17 protein-coding genes are annotated in these 18,770 nt (G+C 63.7%); all 17 read right to left on the reverse strand.

From position 1 onward, the window contains the following. Window positions 1–5 precede the first annotated feature (5 nt). The 17 genes from ACCQ08_RS10360 to ACCQ08_RS10440 all read right to left on the reverse strand — a co-directional run bounded on the left by ACCQ08_RS10360 (window position 6) and on the right by ACCQ08_RS10440 (window position 18,571). Window positions 6–863 carry a DUF429 domain-containing protein gene (locus ACCQ08_RS10360; protein WP_373449744.1) on the reverse strand — a complete coding sequence of 286 codons (858 nt, stop codon included), beginning with the start codon at window positions 861–863 and terminating at the stop codon, window positions 6–8. A 3-nt stretch (window positions 864–866) separates the two neighbouring features. Then, window positions 867–1,757 (reverse strand): DMT family transporter, encoded by an 891-nt coding sequence (locus ACCQ08_RS10365; protein ID WP_239810831.1) that lies wholly within the window; start codon window positions 1,755–1,757, stop codon window positions 867–869. Window positions 1,758–1,835: 78 nt separating this feature from the next. Then, entirely contained in the window at window positions 1,836–2,567 is a 732-nt protein-coding gene (folE, locus tag ACCQ08_RS10370; protein WP_239810830.1) for a GTP cyclohydrolase I, read from the reverse strand. Between the two features lie 133 nt (window positions 2,568–2,700). Further along, window positions 2,701–3,456 (reverse strand): endonuclease/exonuclease/phosphatase family protein, encoded by a 756-nt coding sequence (locus ACCQ08_RS10375; RefSeq protein ID WP_239810829.1) that lies wholly within the window; start codon window positions 3,454–3,456, stop codon window positions 2,701–2,703. After that, window positions 3,453–3,938, reverse strand: coding sequence for a dihydroneopterin triphosphate diphosphatase (gene nudB, locus ACCQ08_RS10380; RefSeq protein ID WP_373449745.1), 486 nt, complete (start codon window positions 3,936–3,938; stop codon window positions 3,453–3,455). The genes ACCQ08_RS10375 and nudB overlap by 4 nt, the downstream gene beginning before the upstream one ends. A gap of 2 nt (window positions 3,939–3,940) precedes the next feature. Continuing rightward, window positions 3,941–4,774 (reverse strand): curli production assembly/transport component CsgG, encoded by an 834-nt coding sequence (locus tag ACCQ08_RS10385; RefSeq protein WP_373449746.1) that lies wholly within the window; start codon window positions 4,772–4,774, stop codon window positions 3,941–3,943. Between the two features lie 140 nt (window positions 4,775–4,914). Beyond that, window positions 4,915–6,723 carry an aspartate--tRNA ligase gene (gene aspS / locus ACCQ08_RS10390; RefSeq protein WP_312416388.1) on the reverse strand — a complete coding sequence of 603 codons (1,809 nt, stop codon included), beginning with the start codon at window positions 6,721–6,723 and terminating at the stop codon, window positions 4,915–4,917. Window positions 6,724–6,764: 41 nt separating this feature from the next. Beyond that, window positions 6,765–7,403, reverse strand: a complete 639-nt coding sequence (locus ACCQ08_RS10395) for a DUF502 domain-containing protein (protein ID WP_312416391.1) — start codon at window positions 7,401–7,403, stop codon at window positions 6,765–6,767. 15 nt (window positions 7,404–7,418) lie between these two features. Then, complete coding sequence (locus ACCQ08_RS10400; protein WP_312451938.1) at window positions 7,419–7,715, reverse strand: FmdB family zinc ribbon protein; 297 nt, start codon at window positions 7,713–7,715, stop codon at window positions 7,419–7,421. A gap of 103 nt (window positions 7,716–7,818) precedes the next feature. Beyond that, window positions 7,819–9,297 (reverse strand): sodium:solute symporter family protein, encoded by a 1,479-nt coding sequence (locus tag ACCQ08_RS10405; protein WP_312416397.1) that lies wholly within the window; start codon window positions 9,295–9,297, stop codon window positions 7,819–7,821. 39 nt (window positions 9,298–9,336) lie between these two features. After that, window positions 9,337–10,908, reverse strand: a complete 1,572-nt coding sequence (gene ubiB / locus ACCQ08_RS10410) for a ubiquinone biosynthesis regulatory protein kinase UbiB (protein WP_239810822.1) — start codon at window positions 10,906–10,908, stop codon at window positions 9,337–9,339. Then, window positions 10,905–11,546, reverse strand: coding sequence for a hypothetical protein (locus ACCQ08_RS10415; protein ID WP_239810821.1), 642 nt, complete (start codon window positions 11,544–11,546; stop codon window positions 10,905–10,907). The genes ubiB and ACCQ08_RS10415 overlap by 4 nt, the downstream gene beginning before the upstream one ends. A gap of 75 nt (window positions 11,547–11,621) precedes the next feature. Further along, the gene (locus ACCQ08_RS10420; protein WP_373449747.1) at window positions 11,622–12,611 is read right to left on the reverse strand and encodes a Tim44 domain-containing protein; all 990 of its coding nucleotides are present in this window, start codon (window positions 12,609–12,611) and stop codon (window positions 11,622–11,624) included. Window positions 12,612–12,758: 147 nt separating this feature from the next. Next, window positions 12,759–13,490, reverse strand: a complete 732-nt coding sequence (ubiE, locus tag ACCQ08_RS10425; protein WP_312416405.1) for a bifunctional demethylmenaquinone methyltransferase/2-methoxy-6-polyprenyl-1,4-benzoquinol methylase UbiE — start codon at window positions 13,488–13,490, stop codon at window positions 12,759–12,761. Window positions 13,491–13,680: 190 nt separating this feature from the next. Further along, on the reverse strand, window positions 13,681–14,097 hold the full coding sequence (locus ACCQ08_RS10430; RefSeq protein ID WP_312416408.1) for a DUF971 domain-containing protein: 417 nt from the start codon (window positions 14,095–14,097) through the stop codon (window positions 13,681–13,683). Window positions 14,098–14,189: 92 nt separating this feature from the next. After that, window positions 14,190–14,663 carry an HIT family protein gene (locus ACCQ08_RS10435; RefSeq protein ID WP_373449748.1) on the reverse strand — a complete coding sequence of 158 codons (474 nt, stop codon included), beginning with the start codon at window positions 14,661–14,663 and terminating at the stop codon, window positions 14,190–14,192. Then, a complete protein-coding gene (locus tag ACCQ08_RS10440; protein ID WP_373449749.1) occupies window positions 14,660–18,571 on the reverse strand; it encodes a DUF3683 domain-containing protein in 3,912 nt (1,303 codons plus the stop codon). Before ACCQ08_RS10440 ends, ACCQ08_RS10435 begins: the two co-directional genes overlap by 4 nt. Window positions 18,572–18,770: the final 199 nt, after the last annotated feature.

Genomic DNA, 18,770 nt, shown 5'->3' on the forward strand with positions numbered 1-18,770 from the left:
TGCGCTTACGGGCGTGACAGCGGCGCAGTGACGATCCAGCCTTCCAGCGGGTCAATGCCGGGCGGCAGGCCATACAGCGGATGGCCCGCCGCATGCTGGGCCAGCGCCCAGCCAGCCTGCAACATGCAGATGGCGGCATCGAGGTGGTCGCCACTGGCATCCGCCGCCATGGTCTGCAGTTGCGCGGTATCAGCCAGCAGGCGCAGCCCCAAACGGTGCTGGCCTTGCTGCAAGGCATCCAGCAACTCTGCCCTGGCCTGGGCACGCTCGGGCGTCTGGCGCTGGCGGTCGTCGCTTTTGTAGCTGCGGCGGCCAATCAGCTCGCGCGCCAGCATGCCGGGGTAGGCCTCCAGCGCCACACGGGCGCTTTCTCGGCGCAGCAGACCTGGAAAATCCGCCCCCACGTCCAGCAGCCGGGGCAGACCGGCGTGCAGCATCCAGGCCACCGGCGGATTGACCCATTTCATCGACGGGCTGGAGCCCGCAGGCCCATCGGCGGCGCGGTGGGCAAACTTGCCGCCGGCGGGCCGGGCATCGCAAAAGGCCTTGAACAGGGTGCGGATCTCGCTGCGCTCCATGCTGGCGTAATGCTGCATGCAGGCCTGCCAGTCGCTGGGCCAGCCCAGCTGGCTGACCAGTTCGCGCGGCAGCGCAAACGGCAGGTCAAAACCCCCGACCCAGGCAGGCTGCTGCTGCAAAAACTCCTGCCACTGGGCCAAGCTGGCAAAGCTGTGAAAGCCCTGCAGCGCCACGGTGCCCGCCTCGGCATCCAGCTGGCCCCAGGCCACCACCACAGGCTTGCGCCGGCTCGGGCTGCTGCTGAAATCGCAGCCCAGTACCGGCGGCAGTGCGGCCCTTGGCATCGCTCAGCCCAGTCCCAGCGCGACCACGCCCACGCCAATCAGCAGCGCACCGGCAATGCGCAGCAGGCGGTCGCCCTCGCCCAGCAGCTTGCCGCCAATCAGCGCGGCAAACAGCATCGAGACCTCGCGCGCAGGCGCCACATGCGAGATGGGCGCAGTCTGCACCGCATACAGCACCAGCACATAGGCCATGGGGCTGAAGATGGCGACGACCAGCGCAAAGCGCCACTGCTGCAGCCACAGGCGCCGGGTCTCGCCCCAATCCATCACGCCCAGCGGCGCCAGCATCACCACCCGCACCAGGTTGCCCATGTAGTCCAGCAAGATCGGCGACAGCAGCAGCACCTTGACGGCATAGCTGTCCACCACCGTATAGGCGGCAATGAACAGGCCTGTCAGCAGCCCGTAGTACAGGCCCTTGATGGTGCGGTCCCGGGCCTCGCCGGGGCCGGGCCGGGTGGCGGCGCGCAGCATGGCCGGGCCGCCTGCGATAAGGAACACGCCCGCGACCACGGCGGCAATGCCCACGGCACCCAGGCTCGACAGATGCTCGCCGAGAAACAGCACCGCCACCATCGACGAGATCAGTGGCCCGCTACCGCGCGCCAGCGGGTAGACCACGGTCAGATCGGCCACCCGGTAGCCGCGCAGCAAGGTGACAAAGTAGAAGATATGCAGCAAGGCGCTGGCCGAGACAAAGGCCCATTCGGTCGTACCCCACAGCGGCACCACATCCTTGCCCACCCACCAGCCCACCGGCAGCCACACCAGCGCATTGAGCACCGAAGTGAACAGCGAGAAGCGGGCATCGCCCCCGGCTTTTTTGGCAACGATGTTCCAGAAAGCGTGGATGATGCCGGCCGCGATGATGAGCGTGAAAGCATGGAGCGTCATGGCTGGCGAAACGGTAGAAACGGGGCAGGAAAAAAATAACCCGGGGCGGGCCCGGGTGTCACAAGGTCAGGGTGCAGATCAGTTGCCTGCGCGCTGTGGAATCAGCGACAGGAATTCGCGCCGCAGATTGGGGTTGGTCAGGAACTCGCCACGCATGACGGAGTTGAGCATCTTGGAGTCCATCTCGCGCACGCCGCGCCAGGACATGCAGAAGTGCGAGGCCTCCAGCACCACGGCCAGGCCGTCGGGCTGGGTCTTTTTCATGATCAGATCGGCCAGCTGCACAATGGCCTCTTCCTGGATCTGGGGGCGGCCCAGCACCCAGTCAACCAGGCGGGCATATTTGGACAGGCCGATCACATTGGTGTTCTTGTTGGGCAGCACGCCGATCCAGACCTTGCCGATGACCGGGCAGAGGTGGTGGCTGCAGGCACTGCGCACGGTGATCGGGCCGACGATCATCAGCTCGTTGAGGTGCTCGGCATTGGGGAAGGCGGTGACCTCGGGCTGGGGCACATAGCGGCCCTTGAACACCTCGGTCAGGTACATCTTGGCGACACGGCGCGCCGTGTTGCGGGTGTTGTGGTCGTCCTTGGTGTTGATGACCATGCTGTCGAGCACGCCCTGCATCTTGCTCTCGACTTCGTCGAGCAGCTGCTCGAGCTCACCGGGCTCGATGAACTCGGAGATGTTGTCGTTGGCATGGAAGCGCTGCTGGGCTGCCACTATCCGCTCACGGATCTTGACGGACACCGGCGTGCCTTCGTCGCTGGCGGGTGCTTTATTCGGATCGGATAGTTCTGTAAACATAGCGGGGATGGTAGCAGCGATTGCAGACCCGCAAGCATAAGGTGTTTCTTGCCCTTCGGCCAGCGCAAGAAAAGGGCAAAAGCTATGGATTCGATAGCACGCGGCGCCCAAAAGCCGAAAAACGGCTTTTGCCTCAGTCGCGCAGGCGGAACTCGGCAATCAACGGCAAATGGTCGGACATGCGCCACCAGATACGGCCCCGGGGAACAAACAGGCCGCAGGGCGTCAAGCCCCGGGCGTAGACATGGTCCAGCTGTACGACGGGCAGGCGCGAAGGATAGGTCATCAGCGGCTGCTCGTCGTATTCAAACAAGCCAAACCCTGCCAGCATGCGCTTGACCTGAAAGCCCCAGTCGTTGAAGTCGCCGGCGACAATCACCGGCTCGTCATCGGGCACATGGGCCTTGATGAACTCATGGATCAGCGCCGTCTGGCGCAGACGGCTGCCATGCACCAAGCCCAGGTGCACGACGATGGTGTGGATGCGCTGGCCGGCAATATCCATCGCCACATGCAACAGGCCACGCTGCTCGAAGCGGTGGTCGGAGATGTCACGGTGGTTGGATTCCAGAATCGGCCAGCGGGTGAGCAGCGCATTGCCATGCTCGCCCCAGCGGGTAGTGGCATTGGTGCGGTAGGCGGCGGTGTAGCCCAGCGGGGTCAGAAAATCCGCCTGGTTCTGCTCGGGCCAGTTGTTGAAGAAACTCTCTTCCTTGCGGTTGTCCTTGCGCACCTCCTGCAGGCAGATGATGTCGGCATCCATCTGCTCGACCGCCAGACCCAGGTTGTGGATCTCCAACCTGCGCACGGGTCCCAGGCCCTGCACCCCCTTGTGGATGTTGTAGGTGGCCACCCGCAGTATCGGTAAATCGTCGTGAGTATCGGTCATGAAGCTATGAACCTCGGCAGCCAGAGAATGGCTTCGCTGTTCGATATGGAATAGCAGCGCTGTGCTGCCTCATGCCAATCATGCCACGCATGGGCGGTGTGCTCACGGGGGCTGAGCACGATCTTGGTGTAGGACGGCACCTGCAGGCTGAACACATGCTCGGTGTTCATGCGGACATCGGGCGCATAGCGGTGGCGCCAGGCCGGGTAGATCGGGTAGGTGTTCTCCAGATGCCAGTCGCGCAGCACGCAGCCGGGCTGCCGGGCATCGATGCCGGTTTCCTCGAAGACCTCGCGGACCGCCGTCTCCTGCCAGCTCTCGCTATCGCTGTCCTGGCTGCCGGTCACCGGTTGCCAGTAGTCCTGGCCCTCCATCTGGCTGACGCGGCGCAGCAGCAGCACCTGCAGATCGGCCGTGTGGATGATGACCAGCACCGAGCGCGGCAGTTTGTAGGGCAGGCTGGCGCCTGTGGCTGCTTGCATCGTCAACGCTTGGCCTCGGGCTTGCGGGTGGCCACGGCCGGTGGCAAGGTCTTGGCCTGCAGCAACCGCACCTGCTGCACCATCAGGTTGTGGGCGTTCAGGAACGCAGCGGCAATCACCTTGCCCTCATTGGTATTGCTCCAGCCCATGCCAGCGCCGCCACCCAGGCGGCCCAGCAGCACGCCGCCCACGCCCAGGTCGGTCGCACGGGCCGAGCCGGTAGCAGCGGCGACCTGCTCGGTGGTTTCGTTGTCGGTCAGGAACAGGGCCGTCTGCGCCTCCTTGAACTTGACCTGCTCGGCCACACCGGCCAGCCCTGCGATATCGCGCAGCACCGGGATCATCGCGATGATGCCCGCCAGGCCCCGGCCGGCATCCTGCTCGCTGAAGGTGAGGTTGGGCACCATCGTGTACTGGGCTTCGTAGCCCTTGCGCTTTTGCACCGTGCCATGGGGGCGCAGCACGCCGGCATCCTGCAGCTCGCCTTCGCGGATGGTGCCCTCCAGGCCACCTCCCCGGTCCACCACGCGAAAGCAGCCGCTTTGCTGCATCAGCAAGCGCACCAGCGGCACAGGGGTTGGCGGCAGGTTCACGCTGCTGGGCATCACGTAGCCGCGCGGGTTCTCCAGCAAGGCCACGGTGGCAATCGGCGCATCGCAGCGCTCCAGGCTGGCATGCGCGCCCTGGCCGCCCGCCGGCCCGGCCGAGCCGGAGACTTCCGAGCCTCCCTGGCCCAGCTCGGTCTTTTTCTCGCCGCAGCCGGCCAAGGCCAGCGCGATGGCGGCCACGGCCATGCCGCGTGCCCAGCACCCGCTGCGGTTGGAATGTGCAGTCATCGCTTGCATGGCTACCTTTGCAATCTGTCAGTCAGGCCAGAGCATAGCGCCCCGGAATGACAAAAAAGGCCAAAGCCCGGAGGGCTTTGGCCTTGTGGCGGCGCCGTGCATCAGGCAAGGCCATGCACGGCGCGGTCCGCTTACTGCGCGCCGGCAGGGTTGCGCAGCTTGATGTGCAGCTCGCGCAGCTGCTTTTCGTCCACTGGCGATGGGGCCTGGGTCAGCAGGTCCTGGGCGCGCTGGGTCTTGGGGAAGGCAATCACGTCGCGGATCGACTCGGAGCCGGTCATCAAGGTGATCAGACGGTCCAGACCGAAGGCCAGGCCGCCGTGGGGAGGCGCGCCGTACTGCAGCGCATCCAGCAGGTAGCCGAACTTGGCACGTGCATCTTCGGCGCTGATCTTCAGGGCCGTGAACACCTTGGACTGCACGTCGGCGCGGTGGATACGCACCGAGCCGCCGCCCAGTTCCCAGCCGTTGAGCACCATGTCGTAGGCCTTGGCAATGCACTTGCCGGGGTCGGTGTCCATCAGGTCCTCATGGCCGTCCTTGGGCGACGTGAAGGGGTGGTGCACGGCCGCCCAGCGGTCGTTTTCCTCGTCATACTCGAACATCGGGAAGTCCACCACCCACAGCGGTGCCCAACGGTCTTCAAACAGACCGGTGCTCTTGCCGAAGGCGCTGTGGCCGATCTTGATGCGCAGCGCGCCGATGGCGTCGTTGACCACCTTTTCCTTGTCGGCGCCAAAGAAGATCAGATCGCCGTCCTGCGCTTCGGTGCGCTTGAGGATCTCGGCAATCGCGGCGTCATGGATGTTCTTGACGATCGGCGACTGCAGGCCGTCACGGCCCTTGGCCAGCTCATTAACCTTGATGTAGGCCAGGCCCTTGGCGCCATAGATCTTGACGAAGTCGGTGTAGGCGTCGATGTCGCCACGCGACAGACCGCCCTGCTCGCGCGCGCCGCCTGGCACACGCAGACCCACCACGCGGCCGCCCTTCATGTTGGCAGCGCCGGAGAAGACCTTGAAGTCCACGTCCTTCATCACGTCGGTCAGCTCGGTGAACTCCAGCTTGACGCGCAGGTCCGGCTTGTCCGAGCCAAAGCGGAAGGCTGCGTCCTGGTAGGTCATGATCGGGAACTCGCCCAGATCCACATTCAGCTGGGTCTGGAACACTTCCTTGATCATGCGCTGGAAAATCGCGCGGATCTCTTCTTCGTTCAGGAACGAGGTTTCGCAGTCGATCTGCGTGAACTCGGGCTGGCGGTCAGCGCGCAGGTCTTCGTCGCGGAAGCACTTGGTGATCTGGTAGTAGCGGTCGTAGCCGGCTACCATCAGCATCTGCTTGTACAACTGGGGCGACTGGGGCAGCGCGAAGAATTCGCCGTCGTGCACGCGGCTGGGCACCAAGTAGTCACGCGCGCCTTCGGGCGTGCTCTTGCCCAGCATCGGCGTTTCGATGTCGATGAAGCCTTCCTTGTCGAGGAAGTTGCGCACCTGAATGGCCGTCTTGTAGCGCAGCATCATGTTGCGCTGCATCGCGGGGCGGCGCAGGTCCAGCACGCGGTTGGTCAGGCGCACGGTCTCCGACAGGTTCTCGTCGTCGAGCTGGAACGGAGGCGTTACCGACGCATTGAGCACGTTCAGTTCGTGGCACAGCACCTCGATCTTGCCGCTCTTGATCGAATCGTTGGTGGTGCCGTCAGGACGGGCACGCACCAGGCCCTTGACCTGCACGCAGAACTCATTGCGCACGCCCTCGGCGACCTTGAACATCTCGGCGCGGTCGGGATCGCAGACCACCTGCACATAGCCTTCGCGGTCACGCAGGTCGATGAAAATCACACCACCGTGGTCACGGCGGCGATTGACCCAGCCGCACAGGCTCACGGTTTCGCCCATCTGGGCTTCGGTCACTTGACCGCAGTATTGGGAACGCATTGCCATAGCCAATCTTCCTGCACCGACAAAGGTGCCTTAGTTCTCAGTTATTTAGACCCCGCCGGGGCATCTGGCGCAGCCACGACCCCCATCGAGACGATGTATTTAAGCGCAGCATCCACGCTCATGTTCAATTCAATGCAATCGCGCTTGGGCACCATCACCAGGTAGCCGCCCGTCGGGTTGGGCGTGGTGGGCACATAGACGCTGACAAAAGCGGTATCGGCACTGTCCGGGTTCTGGCGCAGGTGGCTGTCCAGCTCACCGCTGGGAGCACCGGTCACAAAGCCGATGGTCCACATGCCGGGATGGGGCCACTGCACCATGACGGCGGTGCGGAAGGCATTGCCGCTCTCGGAAAACAAGGTGTCGGAGACCTGCTTGACGCTCGAGTAAATCGAGCGCACCACCGGAATGCGGCTGACCAGCGCATCGCCCCAGGCGACCAGCTTGCGGCCGACAAAATTGCTCGCAATGCCGCCGACGATCAGCAGGATCGCCAAGGTCAGCACCACACCAAAGCCGGGAATATGGTAGCCCAGGACCTCGTCTGGCTGCCAGTGTTGCGGCAGGATCAGCAAGGTCTGGTCGAGCGTGCCGATGATCCAGTTGAGCACCCAGACCGTGATGACCCCCGGCACAATGACCAGCAGCCCGGTCAGCAACCATTTACGCAGGGACGCCATCACCGCACGCCGCTTTCAGACCGCCGAGCTGCTGCTGGCAGCCGGTGCGGGTGCAGACGCAGGTGCGGGTGCCGCTGCGGGCGCGGCCGCCTCAGCGGCAGGCGCACCCGCTGGCGCGGCACTGGCCGACTTGCCGCTGAAATCGGTGGCATACCAGCCCGTACCCTTGAGCTGGAACCCCGGGGCCGTCAGTTGCTTGGAAAAGCTGGCTTGCTTGCATTCGGGGCAGTCCGTCAGCGGCGCATCCGATATCTTTTGCAAAACATCCTTGGCATAGCCGCAGGCACTGCACTTGTAGGCGTAAATAGGCATCGCGCGTGTAAGAAAACGGAGGGAAACTCTTGATTATAGGCGGGTTGCAAAACCGATCCCGGGCGTAGGCTAAGCACTACGCCCGCCGTCCAGCCCTGCTCGCTCAGCGTCCCGCCACTGCTGCGCCGGCAGCAGGCGCGGTATCGGCCACAAAGGCCTGCACATCCGTCTTCTGGTTGCGGATGGCCTGCGGCAGCAGCGAGCCGGCCACCATGCCGGTGAAGGCAGCCAGCACGCCGGCCAGCTGGGCCGGGAACGCAGCGCCCCAGGCCATGTTCAAGCCTGACAGCCAGACGCCGATGCCCAGGAACACCGCCAGCAGCGCCCCCTGCGTGGTCGCACGTTTCCAGTACAGGCCCATCACCAGCGGCACAAAGGCGCCGACCAGCGGCACCTGGTAGGCGCCCGAGACCAGCTCATAGATGGGGGTGCCCTGCATGCGGATCGAATAGGCCAGCACGCAGGCGCTGAACACCAGCACGCTGATGCGCATCGTCTTGAGGTTCTCGCGGTCGCTCACCTGGGGGCGGAACTGGCGCCAGATGTTCTCGGTGAAGGTGACGCTCGGGGCCAGCAAGGTGGCCGAGGCACAGGACTTGATGGCAGACAGCAGCGCGCCAAAGAACAGCACCTGCATCACAAACGGCATCTTCTCCATCACCAACGTGGGCAGCACCTTTTGCGGGTCGTCCTTGAGCAGGCTGGCCGTGGCCTCGGGCATGATGATCAGTGCGCTGGCTACCAGGAACATGGGCACAAAGGCGAACAAAATATAGGCCGAGCCGCCAATCACCGTGCCGCGCACGGCCGACTTCTCGGTGTTGGCCGACATCACGCGCTGGAACACGTCCTGCTGCGGAATCGAGCCCAGCATCATCGTGATGGCTGCGGCAAAGAAGAAGACGATGTCATGCCAGGTCGGCTCGGGCCAGAACTGGAACAGATCGCGGCTGGTGGCCAGGTCGATGACCTTGCCAGCGCCGCCGGCCATGTCCGAGGCGAAAAAGGCCAGCACCATGAGGCCGACCACCAGGATGATCATCTGCACAAAATCGGTGACGGCCACCGACCACATGCCGCCAAACAAGGTGTAGGCCAGGATGGACACCACGCCAATCACCATGCCCATGGAGATGCTGACCGCGCCGCCCGAGAGCAGGTTGAACACCAGGCCCAGGGCCGTGACCTGGGCGGAGACCCAGCCCAGATAGCTCAGCATGATGATCAGCGAGCAGATGATCTCCACCGCGCTGCCGTAGCGCTTGCGGTAGTAGTCGCTGATGGTCAGCAGGTTCATGCGGTAGAGCTTGGCCGCAAAGAACAGGCCCACCAGGATCAGGCAGGTGCCGGCACCGAACGGGTCTTCGACCACATTGCGCAGGCCGCCTTCGATGAACTTGGCCGGCACGCCCAGCACGATCTCCGACCCGAACCAGGTCGCAAACGTGGTGGTAATGATCATGAACAGCGGCAGGTTCCGGCCCGCGACCGCAAAGTCGGCGGTATTCTTCACCCGCTTGGCGGCCCACAGACCTACGCCAATGGTCACGAATAGGTAGGCGATCACCATGTAGAGCAGCACGTTGTCACTCCTGCAAAGGGTAAGGCTGGGGATTGAGGATTAGAAAATTCGGACGCGGATCAGCAGTTGCAGCACCACCAGCCCCAGCACGAAGCCAATACCACCGCAGATGATGATCTGCAGCAGCTTGTTCGTCAATTTCTGCTGCACCAGCAACTCCTTGAGCATCAGGTCGCTGTCCGGGCCCTGGCTGTTGCGCGCCAGGTACTGGTGCACCAGGCGCGGCATGTCGGGCAGCAGCTTGGCATAGCGCGGCGCCTGGGATTTGAGCTCGCGCCACAGGCGCTGGGGGCCCATCTGGTCGAGCATCCATTTCTCGAGAAAGGGCTTGGCGGTGCTCCACAGGTCCAGGTCCGGGTCGAGCTGGCGGCCCAGGCCTTCGATGTTGAGCAGCGTCTTTTGCAGCAGCACCAGCTGCGGCTGGATCTCGACCTGAAAGCGCCGCGAGGTCTGGAACAGGCGCATCAGCACCATGCCCAACGAGATCTCCTTGAGCGGGCGGTCGAAATACGGCTCGCATACCGCGCGGATGGCGGCCTCCAGTTCATCGACCCGGGTGTCGGGCGGCACCCAGCCGCTTTCGATGTGCAGCTCGGCCACGCGCTTGTAGTCGCGGCGGAAAAAGGCGGTGAAGTTCTGCGCCAGATACTCTTTGTCGAACTCGGTCAGGGTGCCGACAATGCCGAAGTCCAGCGAAATATAGCGGCCGAAGCTCTCGGGCTCCAGGCTCACCTGGATATTGCCCGGGTGCATATCCGCATGGAAAAAGCCATCGCGGAACACCTGGGTGAAGAAAATGGTCACGCCATCGCGGGCGAGCTTGGGGATATCGACGCCGGCAGCGCGCAGAGTATCGACCTGGTTGATGGGCACGCCATTCATGCGCTCCATCACCATCACTTCCTGGTGGCAGAAATCCCAGAACACCTCGGGGATCAGCACCAGGTCCAGACCTTCCATGTTGCGGCGCAGCTGGGCGGCGTTCGAGGCCTCGCGCATCAGATCGAGCTCGTCGTGCAGGTAGGTGTCGAACTCGGCCACCACCTGGCGCGGCTTGAGGCGCTTGCCGTCGGCAGAGAATTTCTCGACCAGCTCGGCCATCGTGCGCATCAGTGCCAGGTCGCTGTCGATCACCGGCAGCATGCCCGGGCGCAGCACCTTGACGGCGACATCGCGCAGCTCACCCGCACGGGTGCGGATGGTGGCAAAGTGCACCTGGGCAATCGAAGCGCTGGCTATGGGCTTTTCGTCAAAGCTGACAAAGACCTCGGCCAGCGGCTTGCGGAAGGCACGCTCGATGGTCTGCACCGCAATGCGCGGGTCGAACGAGGGCACGCGGTCCTGCAACAGGGACAGCTCTTCGGCGATATCGGGGGGCAGCAGGTCGCGCCGGGTGGACAGCACCTGGCCGAACTTGACAAAGATGGGGCCCAGTTGCTCCAGCGCCTCACGCAGGCGCTGGCCGCGCGGCTCCGTCCACTTGCGGCCTATGCGCAGTACCCGGGTGATGCCCTTGAGCCAGGGATGGTTGAAGCTCGACAGCACCATGTCATGCAGACCATAGCGCCAGACCACCCACAATATGGTGAAGCCGCGTAGAAAGCGCGTCATGTCGGTTTGCGCTCGCTGGCCGTGTCGCTGCTGTCGGCACCATAGCCGGGAGGCGTTGGCGGCGCCGGCGGCTGGGCCTGTGCGCTGAAGCGGCCGGCACCAAAGCGGTCGGCTGTACGCACACCCATGCTGACGAACTGGCGCAGCGCCGCCGCTACGCGCTGGCCCAGCTGGGCCAGCCAATGCGCGGGGGTGTCACCCACCAGGCGGGCCAGATCTTCTTCCACATCCCAGCGCACATGGTCCACCAGCCACTGGATCTCGGCGGCAAACTGCACATCGCCATCGATGCGGATGGCGGGCTTTTCGCCCTGGATGACGCCGCGCGCCAAGGCCAGCGGCGAGTCGTCCACCACCTGCACGCGCAAGTCGGGGGTTTCCTGGGCGCCAGCCAGGTCCAGCAGGCCGGCGGGGGTGATCTTCAGCGCCAGCACGATACTGCGCCACTGCACCTGGACCACGCGTCCGCTTTGGCGCACCAGGCGCTCCATGGCCGCACTTTCCTGCATCAGCACATGGTTGAGGAACAGCACCACGCGGTGCTGCACCTCCGACACCAGCCACTGCGGGGGTTGGGCCGACTCCAGAATGCGCGCAAAAATGCCGCCCGGAAAAGAAAAAGGGGACTGTGTTGCCATAGTCCCCAATTATTCCCCAAGTCCGCTGCCCGTCGTAAGCATTAACAGGCAAAGCGGTGGAGTTTTACGGTTTGCTTACTGAAGGGCCTGAAGGCCTGCCACCAGCCAGCCGCTGGTGCCATCCTTGGGCTTGGTCATGTTCCAGACTTCGCGGAAGGGGCTCGGGCCGACATGGGCTTCTTCGCGGATCATGCCCGAGAACTCGACGCTGGCCATGTAGGCATTGCCCACATCCTCGATGCCCAGCAACTGGGCTTCGAGCATCACCACGTCGGTCTGGTTGGGCTGCACGCCTTCACGGTGCTGCTCACGATCCTGCAGCTGGCCCTTGACTTCGCCGAGCATGTCGTCGGTCATCATCGAGCGCAGTGTGTTGATGTCCGAGCGGTCCCAGGCAGATTGCAGGGTCACGAAATTGCGCTTGGCAGCTTCCAGGAAGCCATGGGTATCGAAGCCTTCCGGCACGCCCCAGGATTGCGCACCGGCCAGGCCGGAGCCGATCATGCTGCCGCCAGCGGCAGCGGCGGGCGCTGCACCCTGCTCCCAGGGGCGGGCCGATGCATCGTTGCCGACCTTCTCGGGGTTGTACTGCGGGGCCACCGGTGCCGATACCGGCGCTTGCGGCGCGGCATTGCCTGCACCCTGGAACGCAAACGGCGACTGCGCAGGCTGTGCAGCAGCTGCACCCTTGCGGCGCATCACAAAGCTGACGATGGCCAGCACGGCCATGATGGCCAGGCCGATCAGCAGCATGTTGGCGAAGGCTTCACCAAAGCCCAGCGAATGGGCCAGCCAGGCCAGACCCAGGCCGGCGGCCAGGCCACCCAGCATCGCGCCCCAAGGCTTCTTGGGGGCAGCAGAGGCGGCATTCGGGGTGGCGGGACGCTGGGCCTGCGCAGGTGCGGTGGCATTGTTGCCAGGCGCTTGCGCCGGCGTGGCCTGCCGCTGGGTCACATTACCGGACTGCTGGCCCATGGACTTGCCACCTCCCATGCGCTTGGCATCGGCATCGAGGTGCACAAATGCCAGCAGTACCACCAAGACCACTGACCACAGTTTTGTCATATTTGCTCCGTTTTGTTAGTGCCGGCACGCCTTGGCGCCGGCTATTGCGTTCACGCCCGCTTCTCAGCAACTCCGGTCTGTTGTGTTGTATTGCGCTGGGCGCTGGGCAGGCACCTGGCTTTGCGACCGGTATCGCGTCTTACTTTTTCAGCATTTGATCCCGACGTGCAAGGCGGTAATCCCTGCCGTCATGTTGTGGTAGTCCACATGGCCAAAGCCTGCTTTTTGCATCATGGCCTTGAGCTCAGCCTGGCCCGGATGCATGCGAATCGATTCGGCCAGGTAGCGGTAGCTGTCGGCATCGCCGGCCACCATCTTTCCTATACGTGGCAGCACCTGGAAGGAATACAAGTCGTAGGCCTTCTCCAGCGGCTTGGCCACCTTGGAGAATTCCAGCACCAGCAGCTTGCCGCGCGGCTTGAGCACGCGGCACATTTCCTTGAGCGCCTGGTCCTTGTTGGTCATGTTGCGCAGACCGAAGGCCACGCTCACCACGTCAAAGTGCTGGTCCGGGAAAGGCAGGGCTTCCGCATCGCAGACCGTGGTGGGCAGGTTCAGCCCCTTGTCGATCAGACGATCGCGGCCCACGCGCAGCATGGCCTCGTTGATATCGGTGTGCACCACCTGGCCGCTGTGGCCGACCTTTTTCGCAAACGCCAACGACAGATCGCCGGTACCGCCTGCGATGTCCAGCACCCGCTGGCCTTCCTTGAGGTTGGCAACCATGACGGTGTAATGCTTCCAGACCCGGTGCAAGCCACCGGACATCAGGTCGTTCATCACGTCATATTTGCTCGCGACCGAGTCGAACACACCGCGCACCTTGCGCGCCTTGTCCTTCTCGTCAACGGTCTCAAATCCAAAGTGGGTGGTGCTCATGGTGTGAATGCTAGCAAGCTCTGTAACGTCCGACCCCCATACCCCGGATTATTCGAGGGTATGCATTTCAACGCATAAAACGCCCAAGGCTATGGATGACGGATAGTTGAAGCTATTATTTTAATAGCTTTAAATACAAAATTTTTCCGAATGACCACGCCGCCCTTGGCCCAGCAGGGCCGGCGCTGGCTCAATGCTGGTGTCCGCAGGCACTGCCCGCCTTGCCTGGCATCGGCTGGTCGCGGTCGGCACCTGCTGCCTGCAGGCGGTCGAGGTAGTCCTGCCACAGCGCGCTTTGGCGGCTGCCCAGCTCGTAGAGGTACTGCCAGCTGTAGAGTCCGCTTTCATGGCCATCGGAGAAGATGGGCTTGATGGCGTAGTTGCCCACCGGCTCCACCGCCACGATGGCCACATCACGCTTGCCGGTCTGCAGCACTTCCTGGCCCGGGCCATGGCCTTGCACTTCGGCCGACGGTGAATACACGCGCAGCAGCTCGAACGGCAGCTTGAATACCGCGCCGTCGGCATATTGCACTTCCAGCACGCGGCTTGCGCCATGCACCGTCAACGCGGTCGGTGTCGGGGTATCGCGGTTCAAGCCAGCCATGGGATTCCTTTACAACCCCGCAGCGCACACTGCGGATAAAACAGCTCATTACGCACAACTGGCGTGCGCAATGCTATCAAAAACAATAGCAATTATGCCGCAACGAGGCGCTCTAGCGCAGCCACCATGCGCGCCTCGGCGGCTGGCAGCTGCGCGGTCAGCTCAGCTTCCAGCGCAGCGTTGCGCTCACGTTGCGCCGCAGCCCATACCGAGCCCGGAAAGTGGCTGTCGCCGCTGTAGCGAGCAATCACATGCCAATGCAGATGCGGCACCATATTGCCCAGTGCAGCCACATTGATCTTGCGCGGCGCGGGGGTCATTGCACGCAATGCCAGCTCCACAGCCACCACAGCATCCATGCACCATTGGCGCTGCGCGTCGGGCAGATCGGAGAACTCTGCCACATGTGCAGCCCAGACCACCCGGTAGAAAGCAGGAAAACCCGCTTCTTCCGCATGGATGACACGCAAGGCACCGCCCGCACGAGCGCCCTGCCACACCAGACGGCCGCCTGTACCATGGCACAGCGGGCAGCTGGGGTTCGGTTCGATCGCAGGATGGGTCATACCAGCACCCGCTCGATGCCACCGTTGTTGGCGCGTTGCACATAGTCGGGCATCCAGTTGTCGCCCAGAATCTCGCGCGCCATCTCGACGACGATGTAATCGGCTTCGAGCAGCCCGTTTTGCAGGTCACCCTGGTAGCGGTTCAAGCCCTGCAGGCAGCTCGGGCAGCTGGTCAGGATCTTGACGTTCTCCTTGGCCTCCACCTGGCCGGACTCGCGCAGCTGCGCTTCACCCTTGCGGATTTCTTCGGTCTTGCGAAAGCGGATCTGCGTCGAGATATCGGGACGGGTCACGCCCAAGGTGCCCGATTCGCCGCAGCAGCGTTCGCTCTTGAGCACGTTGTCACCGACCAGCGCCTTGACGGTCTTCATCGGGTCCTGCTGCTTCATCGGTGTGTGGCAGGGATCGTGGTACAGGTAGGAGCTCTTGCCCTGCAAGGTCACACCCTTTTCCAGCAGGTATTCATGGATGTCGATGATGCGGCAGCCGGGGAAGATCTTGTCGAACTGGTAGCCCTGCAGCTGGTCGTAGCAGGTGCCGCAGCTCACCACCACGGTCTTGATGTCCAGGTAGTTCAAGGTGGTGGCCACGCGGTGGAAGAGCACCCGGTTGTCGGTGATCATCTTCTCGGCCTTGTCGAACTGGCCCGAGCCGCGCTGGGGATAACCGCAGCACAGGTAGCCCGGTGGCAGCACGGTCTGCACGCCGGCATGCCAGAGCATGGCCTGCGTGGCCAGGCCCACCTGGCTGAACAGGCGCTCGGAGCCGCATCCGGGGAAATAGAACACCGCCTCGGTCTCGGAGGTGGTGGTCTTCGGGTCCCGGATGATGGGTACGTAGTCCTTGTTCTCGATATCGAGCAGCGCGCGCGCCGTCTGCTTGGGCAGGCCACCGGGCAACTTCTTGTTGACGAAGTGGATCACCTGCTCCTTGAGCGGCGCGGTGCCGACGCTGGCAGGCGGGTGCGCGGTCTGGCGCTTGCCAAAACCCTTGAGCACATCGACCGCCAGGCGCTGGGCCTTGAAGCCCACGCCCACCATGGTCTTGCGCAGCAGCTTGATGGTGTCGGGGTTGGTCGCATTGAGCATGGCCATGGCGACCTTGTTGCCCGGACGGAAGCTCTTCTTGCCCATCTGGCGCAGCAGGTTGCGCATGTTCATCGTCACATCGCCAAAGTCGATCTTGACCGGGCAAGGCGTGGCGCACTTGTGGCAGACGGTGCAGTGGTCCGAGACGTCCTCGAACTCCTGCCAGTGGCGGATCGACACGCCACGGCGCGTCTGCTCTTCATACAGGAAGGCCTCGACCAGCAGCGACGTCGCCAGAATCTTGTTGCGCGGGCTGTAGAGCAGGTTGGCGCGCGGCACATGGGTGGCGCAAACCGGCTTGCACTTGCCGCAGCGCAGGCAGTCCTTGACCGAATCGGCAATCGCGCCGATATGGCTTTGCTGCATGATCAGCGACTCATGCCCCATCAGGCCGAACGATGGCGTGTAGGCATTGGTCAGATCGGCGTACATCAGCGACTTGCGCGATTTGTCGCCGGCATAGGTCTGCTCCAGCAGCAGGCGGCGCTCTTCGGGGCGCAGCAGCTTGCCCTTGTTGAAGTGGCCGAGCGGGTCGATCTTGGCCTTGTACTCGGCAAAGGGGCGCAGCTCGTCGTCGCTCAAGAACTCCAGCTTGGTGATACCGATGCCGTGCTCGCCGGAGATCACGCCATCGAGGCTGCGCGCCAGCGCCATGATGCGGGCCACGGCGGCATGCGCGGTGGTCAGCATTTCGTAGTCATCGCTGTTGACCGGCAGGTTGGTGTGCACATTGCCGTCGCCGGCGTGCATGTGCAGTGCCACAAACACGCGGCCCTTGAGCACGCGCTGGTGGATGGCAATGACCTCGTCCATGATCGGCTGGTAGGCCGAGCCGGCAAAGATGGCGGCCAGCGGCGCGCGCAGATCGCTCTTCCAGCTGGCGCGCAGGCTGTGGTCCTGCAGCTGGCGGAAATTCTCGGCCACGCCATCGAGCCATGCCTGCCAGCGGCCGCGCACTTCGGTCAGCAGCACCAGCGCCTGGGCCACGCGGTCTTCCAGCAGCTCGGCGGACGGGATGTCGTTGGCGTCATCCTGCTTGCCCAGCGGCAGCTTGCCCTTGGCAAAAAAGTCGTGCAGTGCATCGCACAGCTTGATCTTGTTGTTCAGCGACAGCTCGATGTTGATGCGCTCGATGCCGTCGGTGTACTCGGCCATGCGGGGCAGCGGAATCACCACGTCTTCATTGATCTTGAAGGCGTTGGTATGGCGGCTGATGGCCGCCGTGCGCTTGCGGTCCAGCCAGAATTTCTTGCGGGCCTCGGGGCTGATGGCGATAAAGCCTTCACCGCTGCGCGAGTTGGCAATGCGCACCACTTCACTGGTCACGCGCGCCACCTCATCGGGGTTGTCGCCAACGATGTCGCCAAACAGCACCATCTTGGGCAGGCCGCCATGCTTCTTGCTCTTGGTGGCATAGCCCACTGCCTTCAGGTAGCGGTCATCCAGGTGCTCCAGCCCGGCCAGCAACACGCCGCAGCGCTTTTGCTCGCCAAACATATAGTCCTTGATCTCGACGATCGAGGGCACGGCATCCTTGGCATTGCCAAAGAACTCCAGGCAGACGGTGCGGGTGTGCGACGGCATGCGGTGCACGACCCAGCGCGCGCTGGTGATCAGGCCGTCACAGCCCTCTTTCTGGATGCCCGGCAGGCCCGAGAGGAACTTGTCGGTCACATCCTTGCCCAGGCCTTCCTTGCGGAACTTGTAGCCGGGAATGTCGAGGCGCTCGGTGCGCACCAGGGTCTTGCCGTCAGCCTCCAGGTATTTCAGCTCAAAGCTGGCCATCTCCGCATCGTGGATCTTGCCCAGGTTGTGGTCCAGGCGCGTGACTTCCAGCCACTGCGCATCGGGCGTGACCATGCGCCAGCTGGCCAGGTTGTCCAGCGCCGTGCCCCAGAGCACGGCCTTCTTGCCGCCGGCGTTCATCGCGATGTTGCCGCCGATGCACGAGGCCTCGATCGAGGTCGGATCGACCGCAAACACAAAACCACCGCGCTCGGCGGCATCGGCCACGCGCTGGGTCACCACGCCGGCCTGCGACCAGACGGTGGGCACCGGGTGGTCGATGCCCGGCAGCGACACCATCTCCACCTCGGACATCTTCTCCAGCTTCTCGGTGTTGATGACGGCACTGCGCCAGCTCAGCGGAATGGCGCCGCCGGTGTATCCGGTGCCACCTCCGCGGGGCACGATGGTCAGCCCCAGGTCGATACAGGCCTTGACCAGCACGGCCATTTCTTCCTCCGTGTCGGGCGTCAACACGACGAACGGGTACTCGACGCGCCAGTCGGTCGCGTCGGTCACATGGCTCACGCGCGAGAGGCCGTCGAACTTGACGTTGTCCTTCGCGGTCAGCGGCTTGAAGGTGCGCAGCACCTTGCGGCGCAGCTCGGTGGCCTCCTGCAACGTGGTGTCGAACTCGGACACCGCCACCTGCGCTGCTGCAATCAGCTGCCCCACCAAGGCATCGCGCGCCGGGTCCTCGGCGGGCGCGCGGCGCTTTTGCACCTCGGCCAGGCGGTGCTCCAGCGCTTCCACCAGCTGCTTGCGGCGGCCGGGGTTGTGCAGCAGGTCGTCTTGCAGGTAGGGGTTGCGCTGCACCACCCAGATATCGCCCATCACCTCGTACAGCATGCGGGCCGAACGTCCCGTCTTGCGCTCCTGGCGCAGCTGGTCCAGCAGATCCCAGGCCTGCGAGCCCAGCAGGCGAATCACGATTTCGCGGTCGGAGAACGAGGTGTAGTTGTAGGGGATCTCGCGGAGACGGGCGGGCCCGTCAACCTGTGCTTGCAAGCTTGCCAGCGCAATCGGTGCGTTCATGTGTGGGACCTGTATGGGAGCGGGCGCTCCCTTATATGGGTAAGCAGTGGGGCCACCGATTTTATGACACAGGGCTTGCACGCATGGCTGGCCCTTCTAAAACATGGTACGCCGCAGTCTGACTTTGCCCTGCACCATCGGCCAGCCCCACCCTGCGCCAGCCTCGGCCTCCGGCGCCGCGCCCTTTTTCCTATTTTTT

Origin of the sequence: Comamonas sp. SY3, from assembly GCF_041730275.1 — a bacterium.
GTDB lineage: Bacteria > Pseudomonadota > Gammaproteobacteria > Burkholderiales > Burkholderiaceae_C > Comamonas > Comamonas sediminis.